The sequence below is a fragment of the Desulfonatronum lacustre DSM 10312 genome (assembly GCF_000519265.1).
Lineage (GTDB): Bacteria > Desulfobacterota > Desulfovibrionia > Desulfovibrionales > Desulfonatronaceae > Desulfonatronum > Desulfonatronum lacustre.
Window position 1 is genome coordinate 1738410 of record NZ_KI912608.1, and the last position, 21655, is coordinate 1760064.

Annotated in this window: 20 protein-coding genes; 5 read left to right on the forward strand and 15 right to left on the reverse strand. The window is 59.9% G+C overall.

Features of this window, described 5'->3' with window-relative positions:
• Nucleotides 1-20 precede the first annotated feature (20 nt).
• The 9 genes from DESLA_RS0108180 to DESLA_RS0108220 form a co-directional block, all read right to left on the reverse strand.
• Complete coding sequence (locus DESLA_RS0108180) at nucleotides 21-500, reverse strand: PTS sugar transporter subunit IIB (RefSeq protein WP_028572074.1); 480 nt, start codon at nucleotides 498-500, stop codon at nucleotides 21-23.
• Between the two features lie 12 nt (nucleotides 501-512).
• The gene (locus tag DESLA_RS0108185) at nucleotides 513-914 is read right to left on the reverse strand and encodes a PTS sugar transporter subunit IIA (RefSeq protein ID WP_337833217.1); all 402 of its coding nucleotides are present in this window, start codon (nucleotides 912-914) and stop codon (nucleotides 513-515) included.
• A 47-nt stretch (nucleotides 915-961) separates the two neighbouring features.
• Entirely contained in the window at nucleotides 962-1861 is a 900-nt protein-coding gene (gene rapZ, locus DESLA_RS0108190; RefSeq protein ID WP_035261562.1) for an RNase adapter RapZ, read from the reverse strand.
• A 68-nt stretch (nucleotides 1862-1929) separates the two neighbouring features.
• Nucleotides 1930-2379, reverse strand: coding sequence for a PTS sugar transporter subunit IIA (locus DESLA_RS0108195; protein WP_028572077.1), 450 nt, complete (start codon nucleotides 2377-2379; stop codon nucleotides 1930-1932).
• A 3-nt stretch (nucleotides 2380-2382) separates the two neighbouring features.
• The gene (gene hpf / locus DESLA_RS0108200; RefSeq protein ID WP_028572078.1) at nucleotides 2383-2928 is read right to left on the reverse strand and encodes a ribosome hibernation-promoting factor, HPF/YfiA family; all 546 of its coding nucleotides are present in this window, start codon (nucleotides 2926-2928) and stop codon (nucleotides 2383-2385) included.
• 73 nt (nucleotides 2929-3001) lie between these two features.
• Entirely contained in the window at nucleotides 3002-4435 is a 1434-nt protein-coding gene (gene rpoN, locus DESLA_RS0108205) for an RNA polymerase factor sigma-54 (protein WP_028572079.1), read from the reverse strand.
• Nucleotides 4436-4498: 63 nt separating this feature from the next.
• Complete coding sequence (gene lptB / locus DESLA_RS0108210; RefSeq protein WP_028572080.1) at nucleotides 4499-5224, reverse strand: LPS export ABC transporter ATP-binding protein; 726 nt, start codon at nucleotides 5222-5224, stop codon at nucleotides 4499-4501.
• Complete coding sequence (locus tag DESLA_RS0108215) at nucleotides 5221-5784, reverse strand: LptA/OstA family protein (RefSeq protein ID WP_028572081.1); 564 nt, start codon at nucleotides 5782-5784, stop codon at nucleotides 5221-5223. Before DESLA_RS0108215 ends, lptB begins: the two co-directional genes overlap by 4 nt.
• Complete coding sequence (locus tag DESLA_RS0108220) at nucleotides 5785-6345, reverse strand: LptA/OstA family protein (RefSeq protein WP_028572082.1); 561 nt, start codon at nucleotides 6343-6345, stop codon at nucleotides 5785-5787.
• Between the two features lie 252 nt (nucleotides 6346-6597).
• On the opposite strand from DESLA_RS0108220, the gene DESLA_RS19475 reads away from it, so the two are divergent.
• The 5 genes from DESLA_RS19475 (at nucleotide 6598) to gcvPB (ending at nucleotide 11610) form a co-directional block, all read left to right on the forward strand.
• Complete coding sequence (locus DESLA_RS19475; protein ID WP_084031966.1) at nucleotides 6598-7446, forward strand: pseudouridine synthase; 849 nt, start codon at nucleotides 6598-6600, stop codon at nucleotides 7444-7446.
• Entirely contained in the window at nucleotides 7443-8360 is a 918-nt protein-coding gene (locus DESLA_RS0108230) for a phosphoribosyltransferase family protein (RefSeq protein WP_028572083.1), read from the forward strand. Before DESLA_RS19475 ends, DESLA_RS0108230 begins: the two co-directional genes overlap by 4 nt.
• A gap of 81 nt (nucleotides 8361-8441) precedes the next feature.
• Nucleotides 8442-8822: a glycine cleavage system protein GcvH gene (gcvH, locus tag DESLA_RS0108235; RefSeq protein ID WP_028572084.1), complete on the forward strand. Its 381-nt coding sequence runs from the start codon at nucleotides 8442-8444 to the stop codon at nucleotides 8820-8822.
• 8 nt (nucleotides 8823-8830) lie between these two features.
• On the forward strand, nucleotides 8831-10162 hold the full coding sequence (gene gcvPA, locus DESLA_RS0108240; protein WP_028572085.1) for an aminomethyl-transferring glycine dehydrogenase subunit GcvPA: 1332 nt from the start codon (nucleotides 8831-8833) through the stop codon (nucleotides 10160-10162).
• Nucleotides 10159-11610: an aminomethyl-transferring glycine dehydrogenase subunit GcvPB gene (gcvPB, locus tag DESLA_RS0108245; RefSeq protein WP_028572086.1), complete on the forward strand. Its 1452-nt coding sequence runs from the start codon at nucleotides 10159-10161 to the stop codon at nucleotides 11608-11610. Before gcvPA ends, gcvPB begins: the two co-directional genes overlap by 4 nt.
• 289 nt (nucleotides 11611-11899) lie before the next feature.
• Here the strand turns inward: gcvPB and DESLA_RS0108250 are convergent, their stop codons facing one another.
• From DESLA_RS0108250 to DESLA_RS21645, 6 genes are all read right to left on the reverse strand, one after another.
• The gene (locus DESLA_RS0108250) at nucleotides 11900-13936 is read right to left on the reverse strand and encodes a methyl-accepting chemotaxis protein (protein WP_035261563.1); all 2037 of its coding nucleotides are present in this window, start codon (nucleotides 13934-13936) and stop codon (nucleotides 11900-11902) included.
• Nucleotides 13937-13972: 36 nt separating this feature from the next.
• On the reverse strand, nucleotides 13973-14455 hold the full coding sequence (locus DESLA_RS0108255) for a chemotaxis protein CheW (protein ID WP_028572088.1): 483 nt from the start codon (nucleotides 14453-14455) through the stop codon (nucleotides 13973-13975).
• Nucleotides 14456-14537: 82 nt separating this feature from the next.
• Complete coding sequence (locus DESLA_RS0108260) at nucleotides 14538-14921, reverse strand: response regulator (protein WP_028572089.1); 384 nt, start codon at nucleotides 14919-14921, stop codon at nucleotides 14538-14540.
• Between the two features lie 304 nt (nucleotides 14922-15225).
• Nucleotides 15226-16632, reverse strand: coding sequence for a sigma-54-dependent transcriptional regulator (locus DESLA_RS0108265; RefSeq protein WP_028572090.1), 1407 nt, complete (start codon nucleotides 16630-16632; stop codon nucleotides 15226-15228).
• A 200-nt stretch (nucleotides 16633-16832) separates the two neighbouring features.
• Nucleotides 16833-19148, reverse strand: a complete 2316-nt coding sequence (locus DESLA_RS21640) for a PAS domain-containing sensor histidine kinase (protein ID WP_051434507.1) — start codon at nucleotides 19146-19148, stop codon at nucleotides 16833-16835.
• 52 nt (nucleotides 19149-19200) lie between these two features.
• On the reverse strand, nucleotides 19201-21645 hold the full coding sequence (locus DESLA_RS21645; protein WP_051434508.1) for a cache domain-containing protein: 2445 nt from the start codon (nucleotides 21643-21645) through the stop codon (nucleotides 19201-19203).
• Nucleotides 21646-21655: the final 10 nt, after the last annotated feature.

A 21655-nucleotide genomic window follows, 5' to 3' on the forward strand; every position in this document is an offset into this window, starting at 1 on the left:
CCAGGCCAGCGCGTCCATGCTCATCCCCACCATGAGGTCTTCACCTGCGTCGAATCGTTGGGAACACAGCGAAAATCCAGATGAATGCCCCGTTTGGCAAAGGCCTTCAGACAGCCGATGTCTTCGCTGCTCAGAGCCACATGCGGACAGAGTTGCTGTTTGCCCGGGGAATAATGCAGGTTGCCGATGTTTACGGTGCTCAACGCAAACCCGGCCTGCAAAGCCCGTTGCACGTCGCCGCACGTGGCGAACAGCAGCAGCGTGTCGCCACGTGGGTGGACGACCCGGCCGTGCTCATCCAAATGCTTGGCGATGCGCTCGACCCCGACGAAGGTGAGCTCCACGCCGCTGGGCACGGCCAAGCGGATGATCTCCTGACGCAGATCGTCGGCGGCCAGTTCGTCGTTGACCACGAGAATGTACCTAGCCCCCAGATACGGCACCCAGGCTTCGATGACCTGGCCGTGGACCAGACGATTGTCGATGCGCACCCAGTTCATGATCGCTCCGGCCTACTCCTTGGCCACCTTGCTGCGCAGAATATCCCCGGCGACGACGATTCCCTGGGATCCGGCCGCCTTGGCCTCCTTGGCCAGTTCGGCCAGGGACAGCTTGCGCGAACCGAGCACGCGCAGCAGCATGGGCAGGTTCACGCCGGTGATCACTTCCAACTGATGCTCGCTTTTGTTCAGCAGCGACAGACTCAAATTGGTCGGCGTCCCCCCGAACATATCCGTCAGAATGACCACCCCGGGACCGTGATCCGCGCTTTTGACGCTCTTTCTGATCTCTGTCAGGGACTTTTCCACTTCCTTGGTCACATCCACGCTGACGAAGTAGCAATCCTGCTGAGGACCGAGAATCAGCTCCGCGGCCTTGAGCAAGTACGCGCCGTACTCCGTATGCGTGACCAATACGACTCCAATCACCGCATGTTCCCCCAAAAAACCGAAATCCGCTGCTATCCCAGATTCAGGTGACGATGTTCAATGGTAACGGAAAATCCGACGGCCGTCAGCGCGGCCGACACGGCCTGGGACACGGCCACCGAGCGATGCCGCCCTCCGGTGCATCCCAGGGCCATGGTCAACCGATACCGGCCTTCCACCGCGTACAACGGCAACAGATACCGTAAAAAATCCTCGAACCGACCGATAAAGTCCTTTCCCGGGTCGTCCCCCAGCACGTAGCGGGCAATGGGCTCGTCCAGACCGGACAGGGGGCGCAGTTCCGGGTCGAAGTAGGGATTGGGCAGAAACCGCAGATCAAAGACCAGATCCGCCTCCAGAGGAACGCCGTACTTGAAGCCGAAGGAAATCAAGTGAATGCGCATCCCTTCGCCGAGTTTCTGATCCAGGGGCCATTTCTCCTGAAACACCCGTCGCAGGTCGTGGATGGAAAAATCCGACGTATCCACCACCAAGTCGGCGTGCTTGCGCAACCCCTCCAGCATGATCCGCTCACGGAAGATGGCTTGGTCCAATCCCATGCCCTGGGCTTCCAGGGGATGCGGACGGCGGGTGGTGGCGTAACGCCGGATCAGCACGGCATCCCGGGCCTCCAGAAAGACCAGTTTCGGACACATCCCGGCCAGGTCCATCCGCTCCACGAACTGCTCCCATTGCAGGGCGAAGTCCGGTTGGCGCACATCCAGCCCCAGGGCCACCCCGGCGTACTGGTTCAGCTTCATCTCCTCGGACAGGGTCAGCAACCGTCCGGCCAGCCCGGCCGGCAGACCGTCCACGCAGTAGTACCCCAGATCCTCGAAGACGTTCAGGACCGTACTTTTTCCGGCCCCGGACTGTCCGGTGATCATGACCAGGGAGAGTTCGCACGGTTTTCGCGGTTGGTCTGCGCTCATCGCGGTTTGCCTTTTGGGGTAGGGGCACGGTGCGCCGTGCCCCTACGGTGTGGACGAATAAAATACCATCACGCCGAACTGAGGGCGTCCCAGAAAAGCTCCTTGTCCTGGGCCGTGAGAAAGGCATGCCGAAAGGTCTCGTCCTTGAGCAGCCGGGTGATGGACGCCAGGATGCGCAGGTGCATTCCGGCGACCTGTTCCGGGGCCAGGACCATGAAAAAAATATGGCACGGTTTGCGGTCCAGGGCGTCGAAATCCACGCCTTCGGAACTGCGTCCGACCACCAGCACGATCCTGTCCAGCCCCTCCAGCTTGCCGTGGGGAATGGCCACTCCTTCGCCGATGCCCGTGCTCCCGAGACTTTCCCGGTCCTTGAGCACCCGAAAGGCCGCCTCGGCATCCAGACTCGGCACGTTTTGGGCCAGCACGGCGACCAATTCCGCCAGCACTTCCGTCTTGTTCCTGGCTTGCAAATCGGGGAGCAGCAAGTCCTTGCTCAAGAAATCCTTGAGGACCATCGACTAGATACCCGGGTCGATCAGACCGAAATCGCCGCTTTTCCGGCGGTAGATGACGTTGACGCGCTCGATGTCCGCGTTGAAGAAAACCAGGAAATCGTTGCCCAGGGCTTCCAATTGCATGGCCGCCTCGTCCACGGACATGGGCTTGGGCTCGAAATTGTCGGTTTCCGTGATGGTCTGGGCCCGCTTGCCGGTCTCGTCCTGGGTAAAGGTGATCACGTCCACCCGCGCGGACTGGCTCTTCTGACCGCGACGATGGTCCTTGTTCTTCTCTTTGGTCTTGCGCACCTGAGCCTCGAGCTTGTCCAGGACCAGGTCGATGGTGGAGTACATGTCCTCGCTTTCGGTGGTGGCGGAGAAATGCATGTCCTTGCCCGTGAGGATCACCTCGGCCATATGCCGATACTTTTCCACGGAAAGGTTGACGGCCAGTTCGCCCTGATCTTCAGGACGCAGGTAACGGTTGATTTTATTGAAACGCTCGCCGGCGTAGCCCTTGAGGTGATTGGACGGCTCGAAATTCTTGAAAGTAAAAGTTATTTCCATGCGACACCTCCGAAGTAAAACGGGTTCTGGGTTGGTTTGAGGTTGTTCGCTCCGTTGGGAGCATCCGGGATGGCTAAAAAATGGCCTTGCGCTTGGAAGACGACTCGATGTTCAACGCCATGCGGTACTTGGCCACGGTACGGCGGGCGATGTTCACGCCCAGGGACTTTTTCAAAAGTTGCGAGATCAGTTCGTCGCTGAGCGGACGCTTGGGGTCCTCTTCGGAAATCAGCTTCTTGATCTCCGCCTTGACGCTTTCCGAGCCGGCCTCCGACCCGTCGTCCATACCCAGGGCGCTGTTGAAGAAAAATTTCAGTTCATACGTTCCATGGGGCGTGCTCATGTATTTGCTGGTCGTGATCCGGCTGACCGTGGACTCGTGCATGTTGATGTCCAGGGCCACATCCTTGAGGATCATCGGCTTCAGATGCGTCACCCCATGGCGAAAAAAATCAATCTGGAACCGGACGATGCTTTCGGCGACCTTGTGCAGGGTCCGCTGGCGCTGGTACAGGCTTTTCATCAACCAGTGAGCGGATCGGACCTTTTCCTGAATGTAGTCCCTGGTCCCCTTGTCGTGAACGGACAGCTCCTTGGCGTAGGCCTCATTGACCATCAAACCCGGTATCTCGTCCTCGTTCAGAACCACGATGAAATCGCCGCCGTGCTGGAGGATGTAAACGTCCGGGCTGGTGAACTGAGGATCATCGGAGCCGAAGCTCTTGCCGGGCATGGGGTCCAGGCGCTGGATGCAGTCCAGGTAGTGTTTGATTTCCTCCATGGAGAGCTTGAACTTCTTGGCCAACGGCTTGTAGCGACGTTTTTCCAGCTCCTCCAGATGATCCTTGACCAGGGAGACCAGAATCGGGTCGTCCAGCCCCAGTTCGTCCATCTGGACCAGCAGGCACTCCCGCAGGTTCCTAGCGCAGACCCCCACGGGGTCCAGGCGTTGCATGATCCGCAGGATCCGCTCCGCCTCCTCCGTCTCGCAGCCGGCCATGGCGGCGATGTCCTCAATGGATTCGCAAAGATACCCCACGGCATCCAGGTTGCCAAGGATCACCTCGCTGACGGCCAATTCCCGCTCCGACAAGGCCGAAAGCCGCAACTGCCAGGAAAGATGGCCGATCAGCGTGGACTTGCCGGCCAGCCGGGCCTCGAAACTCATGCCCTCTTCCGGGACTTCCCAGTCCCGGCCCTGGATCTGTCGACTGATGCTGGAAAATTCTCCCAGGTAGTCCTGCCACTCCGAATCGTGAAGCTGCCGGGGCTCCTCGACGTTGACGGACTGGAACCGATCCTCGGCAGGGTCTTTTATCGGGGTCTCCACCGTCTCATCGATGCCTTCCGGCGCGATCTCCAATACGGGATTCTCCAGCAATTCCTGCTGGATGCTTTCCACCAGCTCCAGCCTGGAAAGCTGAAGCAGCTTGATGGCTTGTTGCAGTTGGGGGGTCATCACCAACTGCTGCGTCAACTTCAGTTGCTGGCGCAGTTCAAGAGCCATGTCGCGTTTTCGCCTCCATGACCGGGCTGACCGGTTGGAACGCCAATCCCGATTGTTGATCAATCATAAGCAAAAGTCCTCACCGAGGTAAACTTTCCGAGCGATGGAATCGGCCACGATGGCTTCCGGAGACCCTTCAAAAATGGCCCGTCCTTCGAAGACGATGGATGCTCTGTCGCAAATCTTCAGCGTTTCGCGGACGTTGTGATCCGAAATCAACACACCGATCCCCCGCTCCTTGAGGGACATCACGATCTCCTGGATGTCGTCCACGGCCAGGGGGTCGATACCCGCGAAGGGTTCGTCCAGCAACATAAATTTCGGATTCCGGATCAGGGCCCGGGCGATTTCCAGACGGCGGCGCTCCCCGCCGGAGAGAAACATGGCCTTCTGGTCGGCCAGTTTGGAGATGCCCAGTTCCTCCAGCAGGGCCTCGGCCTTTCTGCGCTGCATGGCCGGGGTGAAGTCCGTGTACTCCAGGATGATCCGCAAATTCTGCATCACGGTCAGCTTTTTGAAGACCGAACTCTCCTGGGGCAGGTAGCTCAGCCCCAGCCGGGCCCGCTCATGCAGCGGCCAAGTGGTGATCCGCTTTCCGTCCAGGTCCACCACCCCGCTGGTGGGCTTGATCACCCCGACCAGCATGTAGAACGTGGTGGTTTTCCCGGCTCCGTTGGGACCTAAAAGGCCGACGATCTCCCCCTGCTCGACCCGGATGGAAATATCCCGGACCACCTCTTTCTGGCCGAAGCTTTTGCGCAGACTCTTGCCGGAGAGAAGGGCCTTCACCGCGCCCCCTGTTCCCGAGGCAAAAGAAACATTCCTTCCACTCGACGATCGGTGCGTCCCTGCACATCCACCTCTCTTTCTTCAACATTGAGCGTGATCACGTTGCCTTCCAACCGGGTCCCGCCTTCTTCCACCCGGGCGTTGCCTTCCAGACGCAGGACGCTCTGGTCCACCCAATAGGTGGCCATGTCGCCGTGGCCGACACGGTCCTCGTGCTTCAGAAAGACCTGGCCAAAAGCGATCATTTGTTCAATGTCCACTTGAGCTTCCATGTCCTGTTCCGGAGCCATGCCCTCGGGTCGAGCCTCCCGGGGAAGGGTTCGCAAAAGCACTACCAGCCGCTCCGAACGGAGCTGAAAATTCGGCCTGTCCACCCGCACGTCCCCCATGAACTCGATCTGGTGATCGCGATGGGAGTAGCGCAGCCGCTCGGACGTGATCCGCGTCGGGATGGCCTGCTCTTCCGCCGAAGAACTCCAACCCGGAAACAGGAACAGCGCCACAAAAACGACCGGAAACGTGACCCGCAAAAGCCAGGTCAATGAAAACCGAGTTTCCATTTACAACCCGTGTCCGAAACTGTCTTTGGCAATGATCACTTCCACTCCGCCCTCGGCGTTGACCACCCAGGTGTGCAGGTCAACGTCGCCCCGCTTCGAGCGCAATTGCAGTCCTTGGCGGTCCAGGAGGATGTCACCGTGCAGAAAAATGGTTTCATCCACCTGAACGAAAACAGCCTCGTCGGAATTGAGATACGTCGGACCATATTCCATATGCACTCCGGACCAAAGCCGGATATCGCTGGTGGCCTGATCCACCTCCCCCAGGGGGGCGCTGACGATCACGGGAATGTCCCGACCATCCAGACTTTTTACGATGGTCGGGGCGTTGAGCAACACCATCTGTTGGCCTTGGTCGTAGGACGCGGACAGAGCCCGCAGGGTCCACAGGGTTCGCCCCTCCTGGCCCAGGCGCATCTCCACGCCGCTCATGCTCACGTCCGTGTCCGCTCCGCCGGCGATGGGACCGACGGTACGCCGCTCCTCGGGTGCATCACCGGAAAAGAAATACAAACCAAGCACGAACAGGATCAACGCTCCGGCAATGACTTTCCGACGCACGCCTCCTCCCCTTTGAATCGATAAAAAATGGAGAGTACAATCTTTGCAAGAGAAAATCGAGTGCCGATTTTCCTTCGAAATCGTTCACAAAAATACAACCGCCGCGTATCGACGGCCTGAAACTCCGACGTAATACCGACCAACGCCTATAGACGCCCCTGACCATGTGGTCAAATCAGAACTGGAATCGGAAGGAAAAAGGAAATCCTCCACACCTTGACCCTTCGGCGATCACGGACCTATTCTCTCCAGATGAACAGTTCGGAGGAGCATGATTCGGCGGCGAACACCACGAAGGTCGGACAGGCCATCCGGCTGAACAAGGCCCTGGCCCGGGCCGGGCTCTGTTCCCGCCGGGCCGCGGACGATCTGATTCTGGCCGGAGCGGTCATGGTCAACGGAACCGTGGCCGCCTCGCCGGGAATCCGCGTCGATCCAGCCGTGGACCATGTCCGGGTCCACGGACGCGAGATCCGCCTTGGTCCAGTCCAGCCGTCGGACCACCTCTATCTGGTCCTGCACAAGCCTCCGGGCGTCGTCACCACGGCCCATGACCCTCAAGGCCGCAAGACCGTCCTTGATCTGCTTGCGCCGGACATCCGTGGTCGTCGCCCTTTTTCCGTGGGCAGACTGGACCTACTTTCCGAAGGCCTGCTTCTGCTGACCACGGACGGAGAACTGGCCCTGCGCATGACCCATCCCCGCTGGGAACACCCCAAGGTCTACCATGTCCGCGTTCGTGGCCGGGTCACCCCGGAAAAACTGGCGACCATGCTCAAGGGGATGCGCCTGGCCGAGGGGGACCAACTCGCGCCGGTCCGGGCGCGGGTCATCGAGGACCGCTCACCCCGAGCGCCGGACAACGCCGTGACCCTGGAGATGACCCTCCGCCAGGGGGTTAATCGCCAGATCCGCCGGATGTGCCGCGACCTGCGGCTGCACATCGTCCGCCTGCGACGCGTCTCCCAAGGACCGATCCGTCTGGGCGACCTCCCTCCCGGCGCGATCCGACCCTTGACCGGCCGGGAACTCAAGGCCCTGCGCGCTTCCCTTGACCTCCCTCTTGACCCTGTCCTTGCCCTCCACCGGGAGCCCTCATGATCCATCTTTTCTTCTGCCCGCAAATGACCGAAACGGCCCTGCGCATCCACACGGCCCACCCGGATCGGATCACCCTGGGTCGCATCGACTGGTCCTATTTCCGAGACGGCTTTCCCAACCTGCGCATCGAGAACGCGCCCGGGCTGCGCAACCGCGACGTGGCTTTCCTGAGCACCCTGACAACCCCTGCGGAGATGTTCGCCCAACTGGCCGTGCTCTTTGAGCTGCCTCGCTACGCGGTGCGCTCCTTCAAGCTGATCCTGCCCTATTTTCCCACCGGAACCATGGAGCGGGTGGAGGAGGAAGGCCAGATCGCCACGGCGGCCACCCTGGCCCGCCTGCTCTCGGACATTCCTCTGACCATGTCCGGTCCGGCCCAGATCGTGATCTACGATATCCACGCCCTGCAGGAACGATTCTACTTTTCCGACAGCGTAATCCCCAGGCTGGAAACGGCGATCCCTCTGCTCAAGGACCGGGTTCGCGACGAGCCCGACCTGTCCATCGCCTTTCCGGACGAGGGTGCCTGGAAACGCTTCGGTCGCCTGTTTCCGGAATTTCCACAGATCGTCTGTCTCAAAGCCCGCCGGGGTGATCGGCGCGGAGTCCTGATCAAGGAAGGCGACCCGGTGAATCGGCACGTGCTCATCGTGGACGACCTGATCATGTCCGGCGGAACACTGATCGAATGCAAGAACCTCTTGTTGGAAAAAGGAGCGGCCCGAGTCAGCGCCTTCGCCACACATGGCGTCTTCCCCAATTGTTGCTGGCACCGCCTGGAGGACGAGAGTTTTGAGACGATCTGGATCACGGATTCCTGCCCGGAACAGGCCGAGGCCGTCCACAGCAGGCCGCCGTTCCAGGTCATTTCCCTGGCCCCGGATATTGCCAGAATCGTCCTTGAACCGCTATGAACCCAACCTTTGCCCCGCGAACTCTTGAACCGTTGGACCGTGAACCGTTGAACCGTTGAACCCGCCTCCAAGGAGCCCTTGATGATTCCCAATGATCTGCTCTACACCTCGTCCCATGAATGGGTCCGCGTCACCGACCAGGAAGCCCTGATCGGCATCACGGATTTCGCCCAGTGCCAGCTTGGCGACATCACCTTCATCGAACTGCCTTCCATGGGCGACACCGTTGTTCAGGGCCGGGAAATGGGGAGCATCGAGTCGGTCAAGGCGGCCAGCGAGTTGAACAGCCCGGTTTCCGGGACCGTCGTCGAAGTCAATGCCGAGTTGGACGGCGCGCCGGAAAAAATCAACCAGGACCCTTACGGCGCGGGCTGGATGATCCGAGTGCGGCTCAGCGAGCCTCCCCAGGGCCTGCTGTCCCCCGAGGAATACAAAGCCATCGCCGAGTGTAGCGACGAGTAGAATAAACCATGCCCTACATTCCCCACACCCCGGACGAACAGCGCCGCATGCTGGACGTCGTCGGCGTCGCCGACATGGACGCCCTGTTCGCGGAGATCCCCGAGGCCCTGCGGCCCAAAAGCTTCGACCTGCCGGAAGGTCTCGGCGAGCACGAGGTCATGCGGCACCTGGAAACTCTGGCGGACAAAAACAACACCCGGCTCGTTGGGTTTCTGGGCGCGGGCTTTTACGACCACGCCATTCCCGCCGCGGTGGACTTTCTGACCTCCCGCGGCGAGTTCGCCACGGCCTACACCCCCTACCAGCCGGAGGCCTCCCAGGGGTCGCTCCAGGCCATATTCGAGTACCAGACCGCGGTCTGCCGCCTCCTGGACATGGAGTACGCCAACGCCTCGGTCTACGACGGGGGGACCGCCCTGTACGAGGCCATGATGATGGCCGTGCGCCACACCAAACGCCGCAAGATCGTGGTGGACGAGTGCGTCAACCCCATCTACCGCAGGATGCTGGATTGCTACACGTCCAACCTCCATCTGGAGATGACCGTGGTCGCCCACCGGGAAGGCGGCTCGAACCTGAAAGCCTTGTCCGCGGCGGTGGATACCGATACCGCGGCGGTCATCGTCCAGAACCCGAACTTCTTCGGCGTCCTGGAGGACTTCTCCGGCCTGTTCACCCATGCCCGGTCCCAGGGGGCCCTGAACATCATCTCCGTCTACCCGCTGATGCAGGCCGTCCTGAAGACCCCCGGGGCCATGGGCGCGGACATTGCCACGGCCGAAGGACAGAGCCTGGGCCTGCCCCTAAGTTTCGGCGGGCCGTATCTGGGCATGATGGCCTGCACCAAGGCCCTGATCCGCCAGATGCCCGGCCGGATCGTCGGGCGGACCACCGACTCCCAGGGCCGAACCGGTTACGTCCTGACCCTCCAGGCCCGTGAGCAGCACATTCGCCGCCAAAAAGCCACTTCTAACATCTGCTCCAACCAGGCCCTCTGCGCCCTGCGCGCCATCACCTACCTCTGCCTGATGGGCCCCCGTGGGCTGGCCAACACCGCCACACACTGCTCCGAACTGGCCCACTACGCGGCCAGGCGCCTGCTCAAGCTCCCCGGAGCCAGACTGCTCAGTCAACGCCCGTTCGCCAATGAGTTCGCCCTGGTCCTGCCCAAGCCCGTCTACCACGTCATCGACCGCCTGACCCGACGCGGCTTTTTGCCCGGCTTTCCCCTGGGTCGCTACTACCCAGGCCTGGAAAACGTCCTGCTCATCGCCTGCACGGAAAAAAACACCCGCGAAGACATCGGCATCCTCAAGGAGTTGCTGGGAGGCGCGTTATGAAGACCATATTCGAACAATCCGTTTCCGGACGCCCCGGCGTCGGGCTGCGGGAGTTGAAGAAAGACTTGACCGGTTTGATCCCCCAGGAGCTGGCCCGGGACGGACTGCCTTGTCTGCCCCAGGTTGGCGAACTGGACGTGGTTCGCCATTTCACGCGGCTTTCCCGGCTCAATTTCGGCGTGGACAGTCACTTTTACCCCCTGGGCTCCTGCACCATGAAGTACAACCCCAAATTCATGGAACAGGCCGCGGCCCTGCCGGGCTTCAGCCGCCTGCACCCGCTGGTGCCCCAGTTCCGGGGAGCGGGCCATTTCGCCCAGGGCGCACTGGAAGTGATTTTCGAAACCGAACGGCTGCTCTGCGAAATCACGGGCATGGCCGGTTTCACGGTCCACCCCATGGCCGGGTCCCACGGCGAGCTGACCGGAGCGATGATCATCGCCGCCTACCACAAGGACAAAGGCCGCAAGCGGACCAAGGTCGTGGTCCCGGACTCGGCCCACGGCACCAACCCGGCTTCCGCGGCCATCGCCGGCTTTGACGTGATCAGCCTGGAATCCAGGGACGGGATCGTCGATCCTCAAGCCCTGGAAGCCGTACTCAGCGAGGACGTGGCCGCGGTGATGATGACCTGCCCCAACACCCTGGGCCTGTTCGAGCAGCATCTGCCCCGGATCGTGGAACTGGTCCGCTCCGTGGACGCCCTGCTCTACTACGACGGCGCGAACCTGAACGCCATTCTGGGCAAGATGCGCGTGGGCGACGCGGGTTTCGACGTGGTCCACCTGAACCTGCACAAAACCTTCGGCACCCCGCACGGCGGCGGCGGTCCGGGCTCCGGTCCGGTGGGCGTATGCGAGCGGCTTGTGGACTTTTTGCCGATTTCCCGGGTGGTCAAGCTGGAGGACGGCCAGTTCTTTCTGGATTACGACTACCCCAGATCCATCGGCTACGTGGCCCCGTTCTACGGCAACTTCGGCGTCTACCTGAAAGCCTACGCCTACATTCTGCGTCTGGGCAGGGAGGGGCTGATCCGGGTTTCGGAAAACGCGGTTCTCGCGGCCAATTACCTGCGCAAGCGCCTCGAAGAGCATCTGGAAATCCCGTTCAACCGGATCTGCATGCACGAATTCGTGGCCTCGGCCGTGCGCCAGGCGGCCAAGGGCGTCCGGGCCCTGGACATTGCCAAGGCCCTGCTGGACAAAGGCCATCACGCCCCCACGGTCTATTTTCCCTTGATCGTCAAGGAAGCCCTGATGTTCGAGCCCACGGAAACCGAGTCCCTGAACACCCTGGACCAGTTCGTGGACGACCTGATCGCCATCCTCGAACAGGCCGACCAGGACCCCGCCGCGGTTCAATCCGCGCCCCAACAAACCCCGGTCAGCCGCCTGGACGAAGTCAAGGCCGCCCGCAATCTGGAACTGACGGACCATTGCGGGCTTTGAGGCCCAGTCTTCCCGCTCGGTAACTACTCAGCACAGAGGAATTCTGTTGCCGGGGTCGGAATCGGAATCGGGATCGGGATCGAAAACGCTGGGATGCGTTCAAAATTTTTCCTGTTCCGATTCCGATTCCGATAGCGACCCCGACTCCGATTGCCGGAGCAAGGGCGGATACAAAATGTGCTGAGTAGATACAAAATCGGGCCACCGGCCGAGGCGCATGCCTCGGCCGGTGGCCCGATACGAATCTCCGTTTTTCGCCCTCATTCAGATGGCTTCGGGAGATTCAGCTTCACCCCTGCTTCATCCGCTGTACCACCTCTTGCAGTTCCACGGCCTGCCTGGCCAGTTCGGAGATGGCCTGGGCCGACTGGTTCATGACCTCGCTGGTTTCCGAGGAAATCCGGTTGATATCCTCCACTCCGCGGTTGATTTCCTCGCTGGTGGCGGACTGTTGTTCCGCTGCCGTGGCGATGGACCGAACCTGATCCGCGGCCTGTTCGGCCAGGGCCAGGATTTCCCGCAGCGCGTCCCCGGATTGGTTGGCCAGTCTGGTGGCGTCCTCAATGGCGGTCACGGATTGGTCCATGCCCCGGATGTTGGCCTGGGTGCCTTGCTGAATGGCGGAGATGGCTTCGCCCACTTCCTTGGTGGCATTCATGGTCTTCTCGGCCAGCTTGCGCACCTCGTCGGCCACCACGGCGAATCCACGTCCCGCGTCCCCGGCCCGTGCCGCCTCAATGGCCGCGTTCAGGGCCAGGAGGTTGGTCTGGTCCGCGATGTCCTCGATCACAGTCATGATCTTGCCGATCTGTTCGGCCTGCCGTCCGAGATGATCCAGGTTGTTCTTCATTTCCTGGGCCTTGGTCTGCACCGTGTTGATGGCTTCCACCGAGGCACTGACCACCTTGGCGCCGTCCCCGGCCTTGGTCCGGGCCTGGTCCGAGGCTTCGGCTGCCTGGGAAGCGTTCTTGGCCACTTCCAGCACCGTGGCGTTCATCTCCTCCATGGCCGTGGCCGTTTCCCCGGTACGGCTCGTCTGCTCCTCCGCGCCCCGGCTGGCCTCTTCCACCTGGGCCGACAATTCCTCCGAGGCGGAAGTCATTCGCTCCACCACGCCCTCGATATTGGTCGCGGCCTCAAGCATGCCGTCGCGTTTGGCCGTCTCGGCCTGGGCTCGGGCTTCCTCGGCCTCTCGCGTGGCGACCTGGGCTTTTTCCGTCTCTTGTCGGGCCAGTTCGGACTGGTGCTCGGCCTCCTTCATTTTTTCGATCAAGGATTGAACCATGGCCTGAATGCTCAGGTTCAAGCGCCCGATTTCGTCTTTCTGGTCAATGCCGGACCGAGCCTGCAAGTCGCCCTTGGCCACGGCGTCGGCGTACGTCATCAGACGACTCACCGGGCCGGTGATGGCGCGACTGACCAGTAGGGCGATAATGATGCCTACACCGAAGAAAACCAGGGAAGCGATGGCCACGGCCCAACGCAACTGATACACCGGTGCCAGCACGTCGTCCTGCATGGCCCCCACGGCAATGGACCAACCGGTGCCGGGAATAGGCGCGAACCCAAAAAAACGGTCCGTCCCCATGAACGGGTACGCATCAAAACCCGACTCGCCTCGAACCATCCGCTGGAACATGGCCGCCAACGGGGCGAACTGGGCATCCGTCCGCGCCTCTTCGATGAAGTTGCGCTGGTCCATCACGAACTGCCTGTTGCCATGGGCGATCAAGGCCCCCTTGTCGTCGATGATGTAGGAGTACCCCGCCGCCCCGTATCCGATCTCGTCCGTGATCTCGCTGAGCATCGTGGCGTCCAGGCGGGCCATAAGCACGGCCTGGACCTGCCCCCGGTCTCCCCTGATGGGCGTGGCCAGAATCAACACCGGTTGATTGGTCACGCGACTGATAATCACGTTGGAAAAGACCGTCCGGCCTGCCATGGCATCTTGGAAATACGCTCTGTCGCTCAGTTCCGCCGTGGTTCCGTCCGGATAGCGGGCCAAGCCGTTCGGGGAGATGACCCCCATTCCCAGATAGTTCAATCGGACGGTCTCATTTTCCAGGGCAGGCCGCTGCTGCATCCAGTCCATGGAGCGGATCACATGGCGGTTGGCAATGCCTTCCAGAGCCAAAATGTGATAATCCAGCTGACTCCTGACAAGCTTGGCTCCATCCTCGGCCATCAGCGGAATATTTTCCTCCACCTGGGCGACCACGGCACGGGAGGCGCGATCGTAGGCAATGTACCCCAACCCGCCGCAGACCAGGACCAGCAAGGTCAAAAAGCCGCCAAGCAGCTTGATTCCAATAGGTATGTTTTTCATGTTTCATCTCCTTCGTTTTATAATAGTTTCCGTGTACTAAATGCTCTTCAACATGCTTTGTTCGCCTTTGCTCAACAGACTGTCCAGATCCAGCAAGATCAGCAACCGATCCGCCAGCTTTCCCACCCCCCGGATATATTCCGATTCGATCCCGGAAATAATCGGCGGTGGCGGTTCCACCGTATTACCTGGAATGCGCAGCACCTCGGACACCGAGTCCACCACGAAGCCGATGATGACGGCGTTGATTTCAATGACGATGATCCGAGTGTGCTTGTCGTGCTCCTGGGCGGCCATGCCGAAACGTGTCCGCAGGTCAATAATAGGAATGACCTTGCCCCGCAGATTGATCACGCCTTCCACGAAATCCGGGGCCTTGGGCACCCGGGTGATGCCCATCATCCGGATGATCTCCTGAACCTTAAGGATCTCCACCCCGAACTCCTCCTCGCCGATGTGGAACGTGACCAGTTGCAGGAGATTGCTGTCTTTTTTTTGGTCCGATTCGTGTTGTTGCATGGTTTCTCCTTCGTATCGATAGTATCAGATTTCCGATTCAAAAAATGGTTGTTCACGGCAAATGCCGCTTGTCACCGGCCAGTCAACTCTCCGCCAGGGCCGGACGAATCGCGGCGATCAACTGTTCGCCGTCAAACGGTTTATGGAGCACGCCGCACACTCCCATTCCCTGAAGCAGCGACATGGTTTCCCTGTCGCCGTATCCGGTCATGACCAAGATATTGATCGGATCATCGGACTGCTTGAGGATCTTAATGAGTTCCAGACCGTCCATGACGGGCATCTTGATGTCGGTTACGACCAAGTCGACCCTCTGAACCTGCTCCGGCGCCTTCGCCAAAATCCGCAGAGCTTCCAAGCCGTTATCCGCTTCCAGCACCTGGAACCCGTGATGCTTGAGAATCAGCGCCAAGGTGAAACGAACCCTGGGCTCATCGTCAACGATGAGGATAAGCTTTCCGTCCATGCCCTTGCGTAAGCACAAGGTGTGCCACGGGCTCGCAGCAGCATACAAATCTGGAATAAAAGGAAATATGTGAAAGACCGGGGCGAAAGGAGACAGCCAAAGCCGTCAACCCTGATTGTCAAAGGGGATGTTTGGACCGGAAAGGTCAAGAAAGGCGAGTGATGCAGCCAGGGTTGACGAAAGTTGAAGGCGTCAACCCGGGTTGACATTCTTGAATGAAAGGGGTTGTGAAAACGCGGGAATAAATTGGCGGCAACGCCTCCCTATACGTCAAAAGCCTCTGGACGAAAGAAGCGGATTGGGGCTACCGCGCCTTTTTAACCCGCTTATTCAATGCTTGCCGGGTAATACCAAGGATTGCCGCTGCCTTGGACTGATTACCGTTGGTTGTCCGCAGCGCCTGTTCCACCAGCATGTCGCCGGCTTGTTCCAGGGTGGGGAGGGGGTCGGGGTACTGCCATGACGCGGAGCGGCGGTCGGGATTTCGTTGCCTCGCGACCGGGCCGGCCAGACCGATCCCCGTGAGGTCGGCGACCCGTTTTCCCAGGATCGCCATGCCGCCTTCGGCCATGGCCGCGAAGACAAGCGAGCGAAGCTCCCGGATATTGCCTGGGAAACCATACGACGCCAACAGTTCCGCGACACGAGGAGACAGCGGTTCCCGGTTCACGTTCAGTTCGGAACCGGCCTCGGCCAGGAAGAACTCGGTCAGGAACGGAATATCGCCCTTCCGCTCCCGCAAGGGCGGAAGATGGATGTGATAGGTGTTGATTCTGTACAGCAAATCCTCTCGGAACTGGCCGTGCTTCTGAGCCGCCTTCAGGTCCCGGTTGGTGGCGGCGATGATTCTGGCCGTGCACGTCTTGGGCGTGTCCGATCCCAGGGGATAGTAAACGCGGTCCTGGATGAGTTTGAGCAGTTTGACCTGCGAAGCCGGGGTCAGATCGCCGATTTCATCCAGAAACAACGAGCCGCCCTCAGCCTGCTCCACAAGCCCTTTCCGGGCTTCGCGGGCATCGGTGAACGCCCCCTTGACGTGCCCGAACAGCGTGTCCGCGAAGACATTGTCGTCCAGGCCGGCAGCGTTCAGCCCGATGAACCGGCCCTTGCGCCCGCTGGCTTCGTGCAGGGCCGCGGCCAGCAAATCCTTGCCGGTCCCGGTTTCTCCGGTGACGAGCACGGGAGCGGACAAGGGAGCGACGACCTCAACATAGCTGAAGATTGCCCGCATCCGAGGATCCTGGGTGATGATCCTCCGGAAAACATCCGGCTGATCCAGGTCGCCTGTGAGCAATTTTCGTCTCAATCGGCTATTCTGCTCCAGAACCGAAGCATGGCTCATGGCCCGGCGCACCGTGGTCACCAGCCTGTCCGGCTCCACGGGCTTGACCAGATAGTCGAACGCTCCGGCCTGGATGCACCGCACCGCCGTATCCGCCTCGTTGATCCCGGTGACCACCACCACCTGCACCAGCGGACTGCATTCCCGAACCCGTCCCAGGACCTCCTCCCCGGGCATGCCCGGCATGGAAAGATCCAGCAAGAGCACCCCGCTTTCCTGCTCTGAAAAATGGTCCAGGATTTCTCGGCCGTCATGAAACGTCCGGACGTCCGCGAAGCCGAATGATTTCAGCGTCAACAAAAAGCTTCGCGTCAGAGCCTGCTCGTCGTCGAGGATGTAAACGGGAAGATGAGACGTGGAATCAGGCATGATCGTCCTTGCGTGTGGGTAACACCATTTCTAACTCAAAGCTTCTCTTTCGGTATCGGCATCGGTATCGGCATCGGGGTCGAATTAGGATTATTGGCGAACAAACAGTATCGATACCGATACCGATACCGACGCCGACCCCGATAACTGCATTTTCTCAAGCGAAAAACGCATTGCCGAAGTAGAATTGGTAAACCGCGCTACTCCGGGACGCTCAGGAGCACGGTGACCATCGTGCCCTGCCCCGGACTGGATTCAAAATGAATGTCGCCCCCATGATCCTGGATGATCGCGGAACTGATGGACAATCCCAGCCCGGTCCCTCCGGTTTTGTGTCGCGTGCTGTAGAACGGATCAAGGACGCGGTTCATGTCTTCGGGACGAATCCCCTCGCCCTGGTCCGTGATCCGGACGGCCACGGCCTTGCGCTCCGGGACATGGTGCGTCTCCAGAACAATGGATTGTTGCTTGTCGGTCAAGGCCTGACAGGCATTCAGCAACAGGTTGACCACCACCTGCTCCAGCTTGTGATGGTCCCCCTGGATCAGCGGCAAATCCGACGAGAGCGTTACGCTGAAGTTGTCCGTGTACCTGGAGACGGCCTTCCCGATCAAAACCAGAGCCGATTCGACCACCTCGTTGATATTTACTTGGGCTGCCATATCCAAAGGCGTCTGACGGCAAAAATCCTTCAGTTCATTGATAATCTTGGCAATACGCCTGCTTCCTTCATTGATCCCGGAATACAATTCCAGGGCGTGCTCGCGCATCTCGCCAAAGGGAATTCCGGCAAGTTTGAGGTCGGGGTTGGTCCGCCAATACTCTTCCAGTATGGACGACACGTCCCTCCAGGCCCGCTCCAAGAGAGGCGCGTTGAGCATGATCAGATTGTTGGGGTTGTTGATCTCGTGAGCCACCCCGGCCACAAGGGTGCCCAGGGCGGTCATTTTGGAAGCCTGTGCCAGCTGCTCCTCCTGTTCCTTCTTGGCGATTTCCAACTGTCTTTTCTCGGTTATGTCCTGAAGCATGCCAATGATCGTCACGGCCTTGTCGCCATTATCGACCTTCACGTCCCCAAGGACCCTGACCCATTTCCGTTGGCCTCGGACAACGACCCGCAGTTCAAAATCAAATGCCTGGGGAGACCGCAAGAGCTTGTCCCGGGTCATGACCGTGAACTCGCGATCATCTTCATGGATGATCCACAAGACGTCATCAAAAAGAAGTTCTCCCTCTCCTTCCATGCCGATAATGCTGAACGCTTCTTCCGACCCCGTGAAAACATCGCGAACCGGATCGTATTTCCAACTGCCCATGCGGGCCAATCGCTCCGCTGCTTTCAGGTCGGCGTTGCTTTTCTGGAGCGCCGCCTCGGCCTTCTTTCGCTCGGTGACGTCCCGAGAACTGAAGAGGAGTTCCTTGGGATTGCCCTGGTCGTCAAAAATAAAGCCTCCCACCGTCTCAAGCCAAAGGTAGCTTCCGTCGGCCCGAGAACATCTCAGCTCGGCCTTTCGCGCACCGTCCTTGACGGCCAGAAAATCCTCAAAAGCCGCCATGATCTTCGGCTTGTCCTCCGGGTGGACGAACTCCATGATGTTCCTGCCCAGCCGGGAATCGACGTCATGCCCCAAAAGACTGCCGGACCTGCTGAGAAACAAAATTTTGCCCTCCAAATCGGTGAGGGTCACCATGTCGAGCATGTTGTCCGTGATTTTCCCCAGAAGGCGGGTCTGTTCCTTCAAAGCCTCCTGGGATCTTCTGAGATCCGTGACGTCCCGGACAATGGCCAAAAAATGCTCGCCACAGCCCGTCATCCGGCTTTCGTAACACTTGGTTTCACCGTTAAAGACAAGTTCATATCCGTAGGAAACGCATGCCCCCGTTTCAGCAACCCGGTCGATGTGCCGGAGGCTCTGCTCAGCGATATCCGGGCCAAGGACATCCCGCACATTACGGCCCAGAAACATGTCCGGCTCCATCAGGAGAGCGCCGCATGGCGCATGGTAATCCAAAAACACCCCGCTCCGACTGAAGAGGAACATAAAATCCGGCAGGGCGTTGAGCAGGGCCTTGTTTCTGTCTTCGCTTTCCAGCAGTTTCTCATGATCCAGTTTGGCCTCGGTAATATCCGTGGTGAATCCCTGATAACAAGCAATCTCTCCGTTTTGATCCCGGACCACCCGTGCATTCACGGACACCCAAAAAACAGAACCGTCCCGGTGCAGCCGACGGCCCTGATGGTTCCAGACCTGGCCGTGTTCTTCCAGGAGCCGCTTGAATTCCTCCCTGTCCGTGGGATCGACGTAGACCTGACCGGGGATGTCCTGGACCGCCTCCAGAAACTCCTGGGGAGATTTATAGCCGAACATCCTGGCCAAGGCGGTATTGACCGAAAGGTACTTTCCCTCAGGCGTGGAGGTGAAGATGCCGATGGGGGCGTGATCGAAGAAATCCGGATCGTTGAAGCCGATCACGCCGCCGACGTCATGGCGACTTTGGGGGCATGTGGTGAACATGATCAGTACTCCATGAGATTCGCCTGCCATCTGGTTGAGTCCGGGACGGGCCTCACTCCCTCCCCAGCGCCTCCCGCACCGCGGCCTCCAGTTCCTTCAACTGATACGGCTTGCCGATGAAGCCCGCTGCCCCGGATTTTAGGCTTTCCCTAGCCTGACCGTTGGCCGAATAGCCGCTGGAGATAAGCACCCGAACAGCCGGGTCGAGGCGGAGCAGTTCCTGGAGGCATTTGTGGCCGCCCATGCCGGGCATGTTCAGGTCCAGCAGGACCAGGTCGATGGTTTGGCCGTGCTCCTGGTAGATATCCAGGGCTTCTTCCCCGTTGGCCGCGTGGAGCACGACATAGCCGAAGTCTTCCAGGGCCTCCTGAGTCAGCTCCCGGATTGTCGGCTCGTCGTCCACCACCAGGATGGTTCTGACGTCGTTGTCGCCGTCCATATCGGCCTTGGGCTTGGCTTCGGGTTGATGTGGCTCGCCCGACCCTTCCTCGAAGGGATCGGCGGCCGGCAGGAAAATCCGGAACGTCGTGCCTTGGCCGGGTTCGCTGTAACAGTGAATGTAGCCGCCATGGCTTTTGACGATGCCGTAGACCGAGGCCAGCCCCAGGCCGGTGCCCTGGCCCACTTCCTTGGTGGTGAAGAAGGGGTCGAAAGCCTGCTTGAGCGTTGCCTCGTCCATGCCGCATCCCGTGTCGGTGACCGTCAGGAGCACGTGACATCCCACGGACGAGCCGGGATGGCTGACAACGAAATTTGAGTCCAGTTCCACATTGCTGGTTTCGATGATCAACCGACCGCCCTCGGGCATGGCGTCAACGGCATTGTTGGCCAGGTTGAGCAGGATCTGTTCCATCAGCACCGGGTCGCCGGATATCGGACGGACCGCCGGATTAAGGCGCAGTTCCAAGGCGATCATCTTGGGAATGGTCCGCTCCAGCATCTGGGCCGCCTCGCGAACTTCCTGGTTCAGATCGACCGGCTCCTTGCCGGATTCAGCCTTGCGACTGAAGAGCAGAAGCTGTTGGACAAGCCTGGCTGCCCGGTCCAGGGACTTGGTGACGGATTCCATCCGGGCCGCACTTTGGGAGTCGCTGGATACGCTCCGGATCAATAACTCGATATTGCCGCGCATCACATGGAGCAGATTGTTGAAGTCGTGGGCCACGCCCCCGGCCAGAATGCCCACGGATTCCATCTTCTGGGCCTGAAGCAACTGGGCCTGGATCTTGGCTTTCTGGGCCAGAACCATGTTTGATTTCGCGCCGATCTCGCGCAACTCGGCGATGCGCAGCGCGTTCAGATCCACCGGCGTATCCTCGCCGCTTTCGCTGCGGGAGACGATCAGATCCAATTCACGAGAGAACCAGGCGGCCATGCGATGGCTGACCAGCAGCACCAGCATTGCCGTAACGCAAAGAGCGATTCCGGCAATCAGGACATTGACGACCAGACGTTGGTTCATGCCCGCCTGCACTTCGGCCAACCGCGCTTCGATATCCTCAATGTACACGCCTGTCCCCAACACCCAGCCCCAGTCGTCCACGGACCGGACAAAGCTGAGCTTCTTGGCCGGTTCGCCTGTGCGCGGATCAATGGTGGCCACATATTCCAGGAACCCACCGCCGGGCTGTCGGCCGACGCGATCCAGCTCCTGCACCAGTTTCATGCCGGACGCGTCCAGCAGTTCCCAGCGGTTCCGGCCGATGTTCTCCTTATTGACATGATTGAGGCAGACACCCTCCCGCGTGTGATTGAATATATATCCGACCTCTCCGTAGCGGACGGCGGCAATACGCCTGATCATGGCCTCCTGGGTTTGAGCTTCGACATCCTCCACGTATTCCCCAACGCCGATCACCCAGTTGTACGGCTCGAACAACTGAAGGTAGGCAATTTTCTTCCGCCCCAGCTGCCGGTGGTAACGCTCGTCGATCTCTGGTTTGCTCCAGTAATAGTCGACAAACCCGCCTCGCGAATCGGACAAGGCCGCGGCGACGAAACTCTGGATCAGCAATTGCCCTTGGCTGTCCACAAGATCGGTGTCGTCCCCCCCAATGGACCCTTCACGAAAAGGGTGGGCCACGAGAATATGGTCCGTGTCGTGAATCCAATAGTAGCCGCGGCCATTAAAAAAACGCAGCGGCATCAAGGCGTCGATGATCAGTTGCCTGACCTCGGCCTCGTCGCGCGACCCGCTTTCCCGGGCATGGATCGCCGTGGCGATGTCAATGGCCACGCGGACCTTTTCAAGAATATTCCGCTTCAGCCGATCCTCGACTTCGGCCTGATGAAAGGCTATTTCTTCAACCAGTTGCTGGACAATGGCCCGGACCTCGGCCTTGCGCAGGGCGAAATGGTCTTCATGGATGCGCTGCATCGTCTCGAGCTGATACTGGTGCTCGCGCTTGATCCAGAAGTAGCCCACGACCGTGCCGGAGAGCAGCAGGATGGCGACGACCACGACCTGGAAAACCTTTTTGTAGCTGTATGTTTTCATGGAGGTATGG

Coding starts and splice junctions, on each gene's coding strand:
- gcvPB (WP_028572086.1), top strand. CDS start 10,159: ATGAAGACCATATTCGAACAATCCGTTTCCGGACGCCCCGGCGTCGGG.
- DESLA_RS0108260 (WP_028572089.1), bottom strand. CDS start 14,921: ATGGACGGAAAGCTTATCCTCATCGTTGACGATGAGCCCAGGGTTCGT.
- rapZ (WP_035261562.1), bottom strand. CDS start 1,861: ATGAGCGCAGACCAACCGCGAAAACCGTGCGAACTCTCCCTGGTCATG.
- DESLA_RS21645 (WP_051434508.1), bottom strand. CDS start 21,645: ATGAAAACATACAGCTACAAAAAGGTTTTCCAGGTCGTGGTCGTCGCC.
- DESLA_RS21640 (WP_051434507.1), bottom strand. CDS start 19,148: ATGTTCACCACATGCCCCCAAAGTCGCCATGACGTCGGCGGCGTGATC.
- DESLA_RS19475 (WP_084031966.1), top strand. CDS start 6,598: ATGAACAGTTCGGAGGAGCATGATTCGGCGGCGAACACCACGAAGGTC.
- DESLA_RS0108195 (WP_028572077.1), bottom strand. CDS start 2,379: ATGGTCCTCAAGGATTTCTTGAGCAAGGACTTGCTGCTCCCCGATTTG.
- hpf (WP_028572078.1), bottom strand. CDS start 2,928: ATGGAAATAACTTTTACTTTCAAGAATTTCGAGCCGTCCAATCACCTC.
- DESLA_RS0108250 (WP_035261563.1), bottom strand. CDS start 13,936: ATGAAAAACATACCTATTGGAATCAAGCTGCTTGGCGGCTTTTTGACC.
- DESLA_RS0108265 (WP_028572090.1), bottom strand. CDS start 16,632: ATGCCTGATTCCACGTCTCATCTTCCCGTTTACATCCTCGACGACGAG.
- rpoN (WP_028572079.1), bottom strand. CDS start 4,435: ATGGCTCTTGAACTGCGCCAGCAACTGAAGTTGACGCAGCAGTTGGTG.
- gcvPA (WP_028572085.1), top strand. CDS start 8,831: ATGCCCTACATTCCCCACACCCCGGACGAACAGCGCCGCATGCTGGAC.
- DESLA_RS0108180 (WP_028572074.1), bottom strand. CDS start 500: ATGAACTGGGTGCGCATCGACAATCGTCTGGTCCACGGCCAGGTCATC.
- DESLA_RS0108215 (WP_028572081.1), bottom strand. CDS start 5,784: ATGGAAACTCGGTTTTCATTGACCTGGCTTTTGCGGGTCACGTTTCCG.
- DESLA_RS0108255 (WP_028572088.1), bottom strand. CDS start 14,455: ATGCAACAACACGAATCGGACCAAAAAAAAGACAGCAATCTCCTGCAA.
- gcvH (WP_028572084.1), top strand. CDS start 8,442: ATGATTCCCAATGATCTGCTCTACACCTCGTCCCATGAATGGGTCCGC.
- DESLA_RS0108230 (WP_028572083.1), top strand. CDS start 7,443: ATGATCCATCTTTTCTTCTGCCCGCAAATGACCGAAACGGCCCTGCGC.